This window comes from Rathayibacter sp. AY1E8 (assembly GCF_002931415.1).
Taxonomy (GTDB): Bacteria; Actinomycetota; Actinomycetes; order Actinomycetales; family Microbacteriaceae; genus Rathayibacter.
Genome location: NZ_PSVI01000078.1, coordinates 1 through 11,326, shown reverse-complemented (window position 1 = coordinate 11,326; position 11,326 = coordinate 1). Strand labels below are relative to the sequence as shown.

Here is an 11,326-nt window from a genome sequence, read left to right as displayed (position 1 = left end):
CTTCTCGTAGATCTGCAGCTCGAGGCCGTGGACGCTCTCGGTGACGGACTGGAGCCGGTCGCGCACGCTCCCCTCCTCGCGGCGGAGCCCCTGCAGCTCGGCGTTCTGCTGCGAGCGCGCCGCCTCGGCCGCGACGAGCTCGGCCCGGGCCTGCTGGACGGAGCGGTCGACGGAGGCGAGGACGGCGGGGAGCGCGGCGGTCACCTCGGCCGCCGCGTCGCGCTGGCGACGGCGGATCACGGCGCGGCGCGCGGCCTCGTCGGCGGCGGCGCGGTCGGCGGCCAGCTGGCGGGCCAGCGCCTCCCCGCGGGACTGCTCCGCCCGCACCCGCTCCTTGGCGGTCTCGACGCCGAGCCGCGCCTCGATCTCGCGCTCGCGTGCGGTGTCGACGTCGCGCTGCAGACCGTCGCGCGCGCTCGCGTCGAGCACCGGCCGGGGCCTGGCGCGCGCGGCGTCGAGCGCCGACCTCGCCTCCTGGGCCGCGCGCTCGGCGTCGCCGACCCGGTCCGAGGCGACGGCCAGCGCCCTCGAGCCCCGGCCGTGCTCGGCGGTGGCCGCCTCGAGCTGGGCGCGCACGCCGCCGAGCCGCTCGGTGTGGGCGGCACGGGCGGCGTCGTGCTCGCGGAGGGCCGAGAGCGCGCTCGCGGCCTGCTCCTTCGCGCCGCGGAGCGCTCCGGTCTGCTCGGCGAGTTCGAAGCGGAGCCGGTCGATCCCGCCCTCGACCTCCTCCAGCCGGGCGGCGGCGGAGTCGCGCTCGGAGACGAGCTCGATCCGGCTGCGCTGCCCGCCGGAGCCGGCGCTCTGCACGGCGTCGGAGACGGTCGCGCCGTCGCGGGTGACCAGGACGGTGCCCGGATCGATGCGCTCCCTCAGGCGCCGCGCCGCGGCGAGGTCCTCGACCACGAGCACGCGCTCGAGGAGCGAGAGGACCCCGGCCGGCGCCGAGACGAGGTCGCCCGCGCGTTCCGCCCCCTCGGGAACGGTGAGAGCGACGTACGGCCGGGCGGCGTCGGCGACCAGCAGCTCGACGCGTCCGAGGTCGCGCTCCAGCGCGGCGTCCAGAGCCGCGTCGGCCCGGGTGGTCGACTCGACCAGCACGGCGTCGGCGACCGCGCCGAGGGCGGCGGCGATCGCGGCCTCGGAGCCCGGCCGCACCTGGATCCGCTCGGCGACCCGGCCGCGCACCCCCTCGATCCGGGCGGCGATCAGCTCGGCCGAGCCGTCCGAGACGTCGAGGGCCAGCGACAGGGCACCCGTGCGGGCGGCCAGCGCCTCGCGCTCGCGCTCCAGGGCGTGCAGCTCCTCGCGCAGCCGCTCGATTCCGGCCTCGGCGGCCGAGACCGCGGACTGGGCGAGCTCGTAGCCCTCGTCGAGGCCGCCGTCGGGGCCACGGCCCGCGTCGTCCAGCTCGGCCTCCAGAGCGTCGAGCGCCCGCCGCGCCGCCTCCTTCCGCCGGTCGGCCGCGTCGAGGGTGTTCTGCGCGCGCAGGACCTCGCCCCGGACGGACGCGAGACGGGAGGCGGCGGTGTCGGCCTGCCCCGAGAGGGTGGAGAGCTCGAGGTCGTAGCGCGAGACGAGGGCCGCCTGCGCGGCGATCTCCTCGTCGACCGCGTCGAGGGCGGAGCGGGCGGCGACGGTCGTGCGCTGCGCCTGGACCCACGCCGTCTCCGCGTCGAGGACGGCCTGCCGCAGGCGCTCCAACTCGACCCGCGCCTCCTCCACCTGCGCCGGCGTCACGCGCGGCTGGATCTGCGGCTGCTCGGACTCGAGCTCGAGCATCGCGAGCCGCTGCCCGGCGAGGGCCGAGAGGTTGCGCAGCCGCTCCTGCACCGACTCCAGCTCGAACGAGGTGCGCCGGGCGTCGTCGACCGCGTCGCCGACCACCTCCGCCTCGATCCGCGCTCGCCGGAGCGTCGCCTGCTCGAGCCGCTGCTGCAGGACCACCCGCTCGCTGTGCCGCTCGCTCTCGGTGCGGGCGAAGCCGTCCAGAGCGGTCCGGAGCTCGACCACGTCGTCGGCGAGCAGGCGCGCCCGGGCGTCGCGCACCACGGCGGCGATCGTCTGAGCCTGCCGTGCGACCTCGGCCTGGCGCCCGAGGGGCTTGAGCTGGCGCCGGATCTCGCCCGCGAGGTCGGAGAGGCGGGTCAGGTTCGCCTGCATCGCCTCGAGCTTGCGGAGCGTCTTCTCCTTGCGGCGTCGGTGCTTGAGGATCCCGGCGGCCTCCTCGATGAACCCGCGCCGCTCCTCGGGGGTCGCGTGCAGCACGGCGTCGAGCTGTCCCTGCCCCACGATGACGTGCATCTCGCGCCCGAGACCGGAGTCGCTCAGCAGCTCCTGCACGTCGAGCAGCCGGCAGCCGCGTCCGTTGATCGCGTACTCGCTGCCGCCGTTGCGGAAGAGGGTCCGGGTGATCGTCACCTCGGTGTACTCGATCGGCAGGGCGCCGTCCGAGTTGTCGATGGTGAGCGCGACCTCGGCGCGGCCGAGGGGTCCGCGGGTGGAGGTGCCCGCGAAGATGACGTCCTCCATCTTGCCGCCGCGGAGCGTCTTCGCCCCCTGCTCCCCCATCACCCAGGCGAGCGCGTCGACGACGTTGCTCTTGCCCGAGCCGTTGGGGCCGACGACGCAGGTGACCCCCGGCTCGAAGGCGAACGTGGTCGGCTGAGCGAAGGACTTGAACCCCTTGAGGGTCAGGCTCTTCAGGTACACCCGGCCGCCTCGCTCCCGTCCACAACGCCTCCACGGTAGCCGACGGCCGCGGCCGGGCCGGGAGGCGGAGCCCCGACCGGCCGACGGACCGCCGCGATCCCGCACCGGAACAGGCGCAGGAGGCCGCCGCGGGCGCCGGGACGTGCACACTGGGGTGGTGAACCGCACCCCCGACCCGGCGCTCCGGATCCGCGAGCTCGCGATCCCCGAGGCCGTGGGCGCCGACGGCTGGAGAGACTTCCTCGCCCTGACCGCGATCGGCGATGCGGTGGGGACCGCCCCGGACTGCCGGGCCGTCTACACCTGGAACGCCGAGGAGAACCGACCGATGCTCGCCGTGAACGAGGCCGTCGGCTTCACCCCCGTCGCCCACGAGGGCCAGTGGAGGAAGGAGCTCTCATGACCCCGCTCGTCGAGCCCGGACCGCCGCTGACCGCCGCCGAGCGCGAGCGGTTCGCCCGGCAGATCCGCCTGGCGCCCCTCGGGGAGCTCGGACAGCGGCGCCTCCGGAACGCGCGCGTGCTGATCCTCGGCGCGGGCGGCATCGGCTCGCCGGTGATCACGGCGCTCGCCGCGGCCGGGATCGGGCGGCTCGGCATCGTGGACGGCGATGTCGTCGAGCTCTCGAACCTGGCGCGGCAGACGGCGCACGACGACTCCTCGGTGGGCCGGTCGAAGGCGGAGTCGGCGGCGGCGACCGCGCGGCGGCTCTCCCCCGGCATCGACGCCCGGGCCTTCCCGGTGTCGCTGACCTCGGCCAACGTCGACGCCCTGGTGGCGGGCTGGGACGTCGTGGTCGACGGCTTCGACACCTTCGGCGCGCGCTACCTCGCCTCGGACGCGACGACGCGCGCCGGGATCCCGCACGTGTGGGGATCGGCACTCGGCTTCGACGGGCAGCTCTCGACCTTCTGGGCCGGCGCTCCGGGCGGAGGGGTGACCCTGCGCGCGCTGCACCCCGAGGCCGAGGACGCGGGCGACAGCTGCTCGACGGTGGGCGTGCTGGGCGCGCTCTGCGCGCTGATCGGCTCGGCCATGGCGGCCGAGGTCGTGAAGCTCGTGACCGGGGCGGGCGAGCCGCTGTTCGGTCGCGTCCTCGTGCACGACGCCCTCGACTCCTCCTGGGCCGAGCTCCCACTCGAGCGGCGGGTGCCGCCGGTCCCGGAGCGGCGGGCCGCGGCGGGCTCGATCACGGCGGCCGAGCTGCGGGAGCGGCTGGCCGGGCCGACGCCCCCGACCGTCGTCGACCTCCGCGAGGACGACGAGGACCGGACCGTCGCGGTGCCCGGTGCCGTGCGGATGCCGATGTCGCGCTTCGACCCCGTCGCTCTGCCGGCCGGTCCGCTCGTGCTGCACTGCGCCTCCGGGGTCCGATCGCGTCTCGCGGCGGAGCGCGCGGCGGCGGCGGGCGTGGCGTCCGACTCGCTCGACGGCGGGATGGCGTCGTGGCGGGAGCGGTGACCCGTGCCGCGGCCGCGTGCGCCGCGGAACGGGTCGGGTGAGGCGCACCCAGCGCCCTGCCGATCGGCGACCCGGGATGTTCGGTGCTCGCAGCGGAGAGGATCCGTCCTTCTCCGCGGATCAGGGCGGAGCAGTGTCCGAAGCTGATCGGCGGTGGCGTGCTCGCGGCCACCGTTCCGAGGAGAGCACCCATGCCGACGCCTTCACCGCACTCCGCGCGGCAGGCGGCGCTGCTCGATCCTCCCGACCCGCTCGACCCCGGCGCGGAGGCGTGATGCCCGAGGTCTGGAGTCCCGCCGAGAGGCGGCTGCGTCGGCTCGGCTGGATTCCGCGGCGCCCCCTGCCGCGAGGTGCCGTCTGCGACGCGATCGTCTCGCCGCGCCTCAGCCTCAGCCGCGCCTGGCTGCAGACCGGGGAGTTCGAGGTCCTCCCCCATCCCGGAAGGCTCCGCGTGCTCTTCAGCCTCGACGGGACCGGCCGCCTCTCCGCCCGGGGCCGCGACCACCGGCTCCCGGCCGGCAGCGCTCTCGTGACCCGCGCCTCGACGGTGCAGTACGCGGCGGCGCTCAGTCCGTGGGCGCGCTTCGAGTGGCAGCTGCGCCCCTCGGTGCTCCGCGCGAGCGAGTTCGCCTCGCTCACGGACCGGGTCCTCGCCCTCCCCGAGGCCTACTGGCGCGCACTCACCGGTGCGGCGAACACTGTCCTCACTTTCGGCGTCGAGCCCTCGGACGCGGCCTTCGAGCACTTCGAGATCGCGAGCGAGCACCTCCTGGCCTCGGCCTTCTCGGCGCTGCTGCCCTCCTCCGACCGGGAGGACCGGTCCCCCGCCGCCGTGTACGCGAACGGCACGCGCCTGATCGAGCGGCACTACCGCGACCGCTCCTTCACGGTGGAGACGCTCGCGGAGAGTCTCGGCGTGTCGGTCAGCCACCTGCACCGGGCGTTCTCGGCCGCCGGCACCACCCCTCGTCAGCGGATCGAGCGCGCGCGGGCCTTCGAGGCGCAGCGCCTCCTCGACGAGCTCGGCCCGCGGGCGGCGACGGACCTGGACCGCGTGGCGCGGTCGGCCGGCTTCAGCTCGCGGATCCACATGCAGCGGACCCTCCGCCGGATCGACGACGCGGGCTGACGTGCGCCGCCGCGTCCCCCGCGCCGGACGGGCTCCCGGCGAGGAGGCGGCCTGCGCGGCTCCCCCGGTCCGGCGGCGCGACGGAACGTCCACGGTCGGGCATGGAACCTCGTCGCGGCCCGTTCCGCGTCGACCGGAGGCCGGACGTTCGGCAGGATCGGCGCGTCCACCACCCCTCGCACGAAAGAAAGAAAAGGAACACCATGACGGACACCAACGCCCTGGACCCGACGGCAGCGCACTCGCGCTCCCTCCCACCGCGGATCGACTCGACCGGCGGGGGGCCCGCCCGGCGGACGATCATGTCGGGTGCGGCCTGGTCCGTCCCCGTCGTCGCCGCGGCGGTCGCGACCCCCGCGGCCGCCGCGTCCACCGGCCTCACCCTCGCCTTCGACGCCCCGGCGTACTCCTTCCCCGCCTGCACCACGAGAACGGTCTCCGTCCTCGCCACGACCAACGGCGCTCCCGCTGCCGGCGACACGGTCACCATCACTCTCCCCGCCGGCCTGACCAGCGGCGGCGCGCAGACCGTCAGGGCGACGACCGGCGCGGACGGACGCGTGAGCATCCCGGTCACGGCCGGGAACGTGGCGCAGAACGGCATCACCCTCTCCGCCGTCTCCGGCGCCGCGGGCGCGACGGCGACCGCGAGCACCACCGCGACCACGGGGACCGCCGTCCGGTACGTCACCGACGGCGGACGGACGACGACGGAGTCGAACGGCAACGTGCCCTCGGGAGCCAAGACCGTCGGACCCCGGTACTACCTGACGGAGTCGGGCGAGCTCTATCACGGCGGGGGGCGGATCGCGCGCGGCGTCACCAGCGTCCAGGGCTTCCGCGACGAGCAGAACCGCGACGTCGCCGACTTCGTCGTCGACGGCGTCTTCTACCGCTTCGTCACCGGAGAGGCCGCGCCGAAGGCCATCGGGAGCGGCGTGCCGGCCGGATCGACGGTCCATGCGCCCGCCTTCTACGTCACACCGAACGGCGAGCTGCGGCGCGCCGGCGGAGCCCTCGTGACCACCGGAGTGACGAGCGCGGACTCCTTCCGCGACCAGAGCAACAACGACGTCATCGACGTGATCGTCGGCTCGGAGCTCGTCCGCTACATCTCCTCCACGAAGAACCAGGTCTACGCCAGGAACGTTCCGGCAGGATCGACGGCCTTGGCGCCCTCCTACCACCTGACGCCGGACGGGCGCCTCTTCAACAGCAGCATCCTGGTCGCCACCGGGGTGACCAGTGCCGACGCCTACCGCGATCGACAGAACCGTGACGTCGTGGACGTGATCCAGAACGGCGCTCTCGTCCGGTACGGCGCGTTCGCGGACAGGACGCAGCCGCAGATCCGCGTCGCCTCCGGTGTGCCCTCCGACGCCACCATCTTCGCGCCGGACGCCTACGTGACCCGGGACGGCCGGGCCTTCGTCAGCGGCGTGCTGGTCGCCACCGGAGTCTCCTCGGCGTTCGGATTCCTCGACGTGCAGAACCGCAACGTGCTCGACACGATGACCAACGTCCTGTGCCCGTGACGCACGGGATCGGCCGCTGATCCGGTCCTGCCCCGCCGCACGCGGGTCCGAGGGAGGCGTCCCGCGGGTCCCTGTGCGGCGGGACAGGACCAGTCCGTCCTCGGGATGCAGCGTCCTCCAGAAGCGCGGACGCACCTGCTGCGGACCGCGCGGATCGGACGCACCGGTCCGGACGAGGACGGCTCGTCACGGAGCGCTCTTCGGGGTCAGCCGCCGGCGAACGGCGGCAGGACGTCGACCGCGGCATCGGGACGCAGCGGCGTGGCCCTGTTCGCGGTCGACACGCCGTCGACCAGGTAGGTGCACCGTGCGAGCACGTCGGCGGCCGAGGGCGCGGAGGCGACGAGTCTCTCCTCGAGAGCGCCCAGGTCGGGCACCTCGTCGAGCTCGTCGGAACCACGGCCGAGGGCGGCCTTGGCCGCCGCGAAGTAGCGGACCCGCATGCTCATCCGCCGATCGCGCTCATCGTGCGCTCGGGCTGCACGAAGCCCGCCCGGTTCATCTCGTGTCCCGCGGGCTTGGCCCACATCGCCCCGCGCCAGAGCTGGGCGACCTCGTGGTCGTCCGCGCCCGCGCGCATCGGGCCGAGCAGGTCCGTCTCCTCGTTCGAGAAGAGGCAGCTGCGGACACCTCCCTCGGCGGTGAGCCGGGTGCGGCGGCAGTCGTCGCAGAAGTTCTCGGTGACGGACGCGATGATCCCCACCTGGCCGAGCACCTCGGACCCCCCGGCCTCGCGGACGTCGAAGAGCTCGGCGGGGGCGCCGTCACGGGGGGCCGCGTGCGGGCTGAGCGAGAAGCGCTCCGAGAGCAGCGCCCGGATGTCCGCGGCGGTGATCATGGTCGCGCGGTCCCAGCCGTGGTCGGCGTCGAGCGCCATCTGCTCGATGAAGCGGAGCTGGTGGCCTCCCGCGAGGGCCCAGGCGAGCAGCTCCGGGGCCTCGTGGTCGTTGATCCCGGGCAGGAGCACCGCGTTGATCTTGGTCTGGTCCAGGCCGGCGGGACCGAGCGCGTCGATGCCCGCGAGCACGCGGTCGAGGAACGGGCGACGGGTGACCTTCGCGAAGGTCTCGGCGCAGATCGAGTCGAGCGAGACGTTGACGCGGTTCAGGCCGGCGTCGGCGAGCGCCGCCGCCCGACCGGACAGGCCGATCGCGTTCGTGGTGAGCGAGATCTCGGGGCGCGGGTCGAGGGAGGCGACGTCGCGGATGATGTCGACGAGGTCCTTGCGCAGGAGCGGCTCGCCGCCGGTGAAGCGGATCTGGCGGACGCCGAACTGCTCCACGGCGATGCGCGCGAGGCGGAGGATCTCCTCACGGCTGAGCAGGGACGCGGGCGGCTGGAACGGCAGGCCCTCCGCCGGCATGCAGTAGGTGCAGCGCAGATTGCACTTGTCCGTCAGCGAGATCCGCAGATCGTCCGCGACGCGCCCGTAGGTGTCCAGGAGGAGCGGGGTGGCGGGGCGGTCGGCCGGGAGGACCGCGCTGCGCTGTCGGGGCCGGAAGCCCGGGATCCCCAGTGCTGTGCTCATCCGCTCACACTACGCCGCGGAACCGGGCGCGACCCGGCAAGATGGACTCGGTCCCGCCGCCGGTCGGGCTCCGCCGCTCGCGAGAGGACACGATGACCTCGATCGACCTGCACGCCGCCCGGGTGCGGGCGCTGCTCGCGCCGCTGGCCACGCGGGGCGCCCGCGAGACGCTGAGCCTGGAGCCGGCCGCCGTCGCCGCCGATCCGGGCGCGTACGACCGGCGGGTCCTCGCCCGCTCCGTCGACTCCCCGCTCGACCTGCCGCGCTTCGACAACTCGCAGATGGACGGCTTCGCGGTGCGGGCGGCCGACCTCGACGCGGCGGCGCCGGAGCATCCCGTCGCCCTGCCCGTCTCGGCGCCGATCCCGGCGGGCGACCGGGCGCCGCGGCACGAGCCCGGCACGGCGACACCGATCATGACCGGCTCGCCGCTGCCGGAGGGGGCCGACGCCGTCGTCCCGGTCGAGCGCGTCGATCCTCCGCGCTTCCCCGCGGCGGGCAGCGTCGCCTTCGCGCATCCGGTGGTGCCGGCGACCTTCGTCCGCGCCCGGGGCAGCGACGCCCGCCGCGGCGAGCTCGCCCTCCCGGCCGGCACGGTCCTCCGCGCGGCCCACTACGGACTCCTCGCCTCCCTCGGGTTGACCGAGGCGGAGGTGCTGCCGCGACTCCGGGTGCTCGTCGTCCCCACCGGCAACGAGATCCGTCCCGCAGGCGCCGTCCTCGAGGAGGCGCAGATCCACGACGCGAACGGCGCCCTGCTGGCCGAGGCCGTCCGCGAGGCGGGCGCGCTGCCCGTCGTCGCCGCCTGCACGAGCGATCGGGCCGAGGACCTCCTGTCGCTGCTCGAGGAGCACGCGGGCGCGGCCGACCTGGTGATCACGGTCGGCGGTGTCAGCGCGGGCGCCTACGAGGTCGTCCGCGACGCGCTCGGCCCGGCGGGCTCGGAGTTCGGCCACGTCGAGATGCAGCCGGGCGGCCCGCAGGGCCTCGGTCTCGTGCGCGTGGCCGAGGGGCTGCACCTGCCGGTCGTCTCGCTTCCCGGGAACCCGGTGAGCGCCCTGGTCTCGTTCGAGGTGTTCCTCCGGCCCGTGCTGCGCTCGCTCGCGGGACGGACGCCCGCCGAGCGGCCGCGTCTCCGTGCGCGCCTCGGCACGGCGCTCGATTCGCCCGCGCACCTGCACCAGATCCGCCGCGGAGTCCTCGACGACGAGGGCTTCGTGCACCCGGTGGGCGGGCCCGGCTCGCACCTGCTGGCGTCCTACGCCCGCTCCACCGTGCTCATCCACGTCCCCGTCGGGACGGACCACGCAGCGACCGGCGACACGGTCGAGATCTGGAGGATCGATGACTGAGAGCGATCGGCTCACCCATGTGCGCGGCGACGGAGCCGTGCACATGGTCGATGTGAGCGCGAAGGAGGTCACGGCGCGCACCGCCGTCGCCGAGGGCTACGTCGAGACCTCACCCGAGGTGGTGCGGCTCCTCGAGCAGGGCGAGCTGCCCAAGGGCGAAGCGCTCGGCGTCGCGCGGATCGCCGGGATCCTCGGCGCGAAGGCGACCTCGACCCTCATCCCGCTCTGCCACCCGCTGGCGCTGGACGGCGTCGACGTGGACCTCGAGCCGCAGGACGGCCGCGTCCGGATCGAGGCGCGCGTGCGCACGACCGGGCGCACCGGCGTCGAGATGGAGGCGCTGACCGCGGTCAGCGTGGCCGCTCTCACGGTCTACGACATGATCAAGGCGGTCGATCGCGGTGCCGCGATCACCGGTATACGTGTGCTCGCGAAGGCGGGCGGGAGGAGCGGCTCGTGGACGAGCGGAGGAACCCCGTGACGCGGCGGGCGGTGGCGGTCGTCGCCTCCACCCGTGCCGCCTCCGGCGTGTACGAGGACCGGACGGGACCGGCGCTGGAGGCCTGGTTCACCACCCGCGGCTGGGAGTCGCGGGTGGTCGTCGTGGCCGACGGCGACGCGGTGGGCGAGGCGATCGCCGACGCGATCGGCAGCGGAGTCGACGTCGTCGTGACCACCGGCGGGACGGGCGTCGCCCCGAGCGACGTCACCCCGGAGCAGACCGCCCCCCTCCTGGAGCGGCCCCTGCCCGGCCTCGCCGAGGCGGTGCGCGCCAAGGGCGCCGCCCACGTCCCGACCGCCGTGCTCAGCCGCGGGCTCGCCGGCGTCAGCGGCCGCACCGTCGTGGTGAACCTCCCCGGCTCCCCCGGCGGCGTCCGCGACGGGATCGACGTGCTCGACCCGGTGATCGGGCACCTCCTCGATCAGCTCGGAGGCGGCGACCATGCCCGCTGAGCCGGTCGCCCTCGCCCGGCTCGCGGCCGAGGCCATCACCGTCGACGAGTGCGAGCAGGCGGTCGACTCCCCGACGCACGGCGCCGTCGTGACCTTCGCGGGCGTCGTCCGCGACCACGACGAGGGCCGCGGCGTGCTCCGGCTGTCCTACGAGGCGCACCCGGACGCCCCCGCCGCACTCCTCGCCTCCGCCCGCCGCATCGCCGAGCGCTGGCCCGACGTCCGGATCGCCGCCGTGCACCGGGTCGGCGACCTCGTGGTCGGCGACCTCGCCCTCGCCTGCGCCGTGGCCTCGGCCCACCGCGCGGCGGCCTTCGAAGCCTGCGCGGCACTGGTCGACGACATCAAGGCGTCGGTGCCGATCTGGAAGGAGCAGTCCTTCGTCGACGGCAGCTCGGAGTGGGTCGCGAGCCTCGGCTGATCTTCCTTCGAGCCCGTCCCCGCCGGGCTCGGCGCGGTCGGCCGGAGAGGGTGGTCACGTTTCGCAGAGCGGGGAGCGATCGCCTAGATCGATCCGCTGGCACGCGGATCGATCGTTCGGCTCGACCTTCCTGATCGCCGAGCCCGTCCCCGCCGGGCTCGGCGCGGTCGGCCGGAGAGGGTGGTCACGTTTCGCAGAGCGGGGAGCGATCGCCTAGATCGATCCGCTGGCACGCGG

At 75.0% G+C, this 11,326-nt stretch carries 11 protein-coding genes; 8 read left to right on the top strand and 3 right to left on the bottom strand.

Annotated features, from left to right (window positions below; all coding sequences use genetic code 11):
* Positions 1 to 2,709, bottom strand: a 2,709-nt coding sequence (locus C5C74_RS15860) for an AAA family ATPase (protein ID WP_104351869.1), incomplete at its 3' end; no start/stop codon positions are given.
* A gap of 157 nt (positions 2,710 to 2,866) precedes the next feature.
* On the opposite strand from C5C74_RS15860, the gene C5C74_RS17995 reads away from it, so the two are divergent.
* From C5C74_RS17995 to C5C74_RS15840, 4 genes are all read left to right on the top strand, one after another.
* Complete coding sequence (locus C5C74_RS17995) at positions 2,867 to 3,112, top strand: hypothetical protein (protein ID WP_181134721.1); 246 nt, start codon at positions 2,867 to 2,869, stop codon at positions 3,110 to 3,112.
* Entirely contained in the window at positions 3,109 to 4,170 is a 1,062-nt protein-coding gene (locus C5C74_RS15850) for a ThiF family adenylyltransferase (RefSeq protein WP_104226886.1), read from the top strand. Before C5C74_RS17995 ends, C5C74_RS15850 begins: the two co-directional genes overlap by 4 nt.
* Before the next feature lie 274 nt (positions 4,171 to 4,444).
* The gene (locus tag C5C74_RS15845; RefSeq protein WP_104226887.1) at positions 4,445 to 5,299 is read left to right on the top strand and encodes an AraC family transcriptional regulator; all 855 of its coding nucleotides are present in this window, start codon (positions 4,445 to 4,447) and stop codon (positions 5,297 to 5,299) included.
* Positions 5,300 to 5,502: 203 nt separating this feature from the next.
* Complete coding sequence (locus C5C74_RS15840) at positions 5,503 to 6,834, top strand: hypothetical protein (RefSeq protein ID WP_104226888.1); 1,332 nt, start codon at positions 5,503 to 5,505, stop codon at positions 6,832 to 6,834.
* A gap of 206 nt (positions 6,835 to 7,040) precedes the next feature.
* Here the strand turns inward: C5C74_RS15840 and C5C74_RS15835 are convergent, their stop codons facing one another.
* Together C5C74_RS15835 and moaA are read right to left on the bottom strand one after the other, a co-directional pair.
* The gene (locus tag C5C74_RS15835; protein ID WP_104247637.1) at positions 7,041 to 7,283 is read right to left on the bottom strand and encodes a MoaD/ThiS family protein; all 243 of its coding nucleotides are present in this window, start codon (positions 7,281 to 7,283) and stop codon (positions 7,041 to 7,043) included.
* The gene (gene moaA / locus C5C74_RS15830) at positions 7,280 to 8,362 is read right to left on the bottom strand and encodes a GTP 3',8-cyclase MoaA (RefSeq protein ID WP_104226889.1); all 1,083 of its coding nucleotides are present in this window, start codon (positions 8,360 to 8,362) and stop codon (positions 7,280 to 7,282) included. The genes C5C74_RS15835 and moaA overlap by 4 nt, the downstream gene beginning before the upstream one ends.
* A gap of 92 nt (positions 8,363 to 8,454) precedes the next feature.
* On the opposite strand from moaA, the gene glp reads away from it, so the two are divergent.
* The 4 genes from glp to C5C74_RS15810 are packed head-to-tail and all read left to right on the top strand — an operon-like array spanning position 8,455 to position 11,089.
* Positions 8,455 to 9,714, top strand: a complete 1,260-nt coding sequence (gene glp, locus C5C74_RS15825; RefSeq protein WP_104351870.1) for a gephyrin-like molybdotransferase Glp — start codon at positions 8,455 to 8,457, stop codon at positions 9,712 to 9,714.
* Positions 9,707 to 10,195, top strand: a complete 489-nt coding sequence (gene moaC, locus C5C74_RS15820) for a cyclic pyranopterin monophosphate synthase MoaC (protein ID WP_104232482.1) — start codon at positions 9,707 to 9,709, stop codon at positions 10,193 to 10,195. Before glp ends, moaC begins: the two co-directional genes overlap by 8 nt.
* Positions 10,171 to 10,668, top strand: a complete 498-nt coding sequence (locus C5C74_RS15815) for a molybdenum cofactor biosynthesis protein B (RefSeq protein ID WP_244229433.1) — start codon at positions 10,171 to 10,173, stop codon at positions 10,666 to 10,668. Before moaC ends, C5C74_RS15815 begins: the two co-directional genes overlap by 25 nt.
* Complete coding sequence (locus tag C5C74_RS15810; protein WP_104226891.1) at positions 10,658 to 11,089, top strand: molybdenum cofactor biosynthesis protein MoaE; 432 nt, start codon at positions 10,658 to 10,660, stop codon at positions 11,087 to 11,089. The genes C5C74_RS15815 and C5C74_RS15810 overlap by 11 nt, the downstream gene beginning before the upstream one ends.
* Positions 11,090 to 11,326 lie beyond the last annotated feature (237 nt).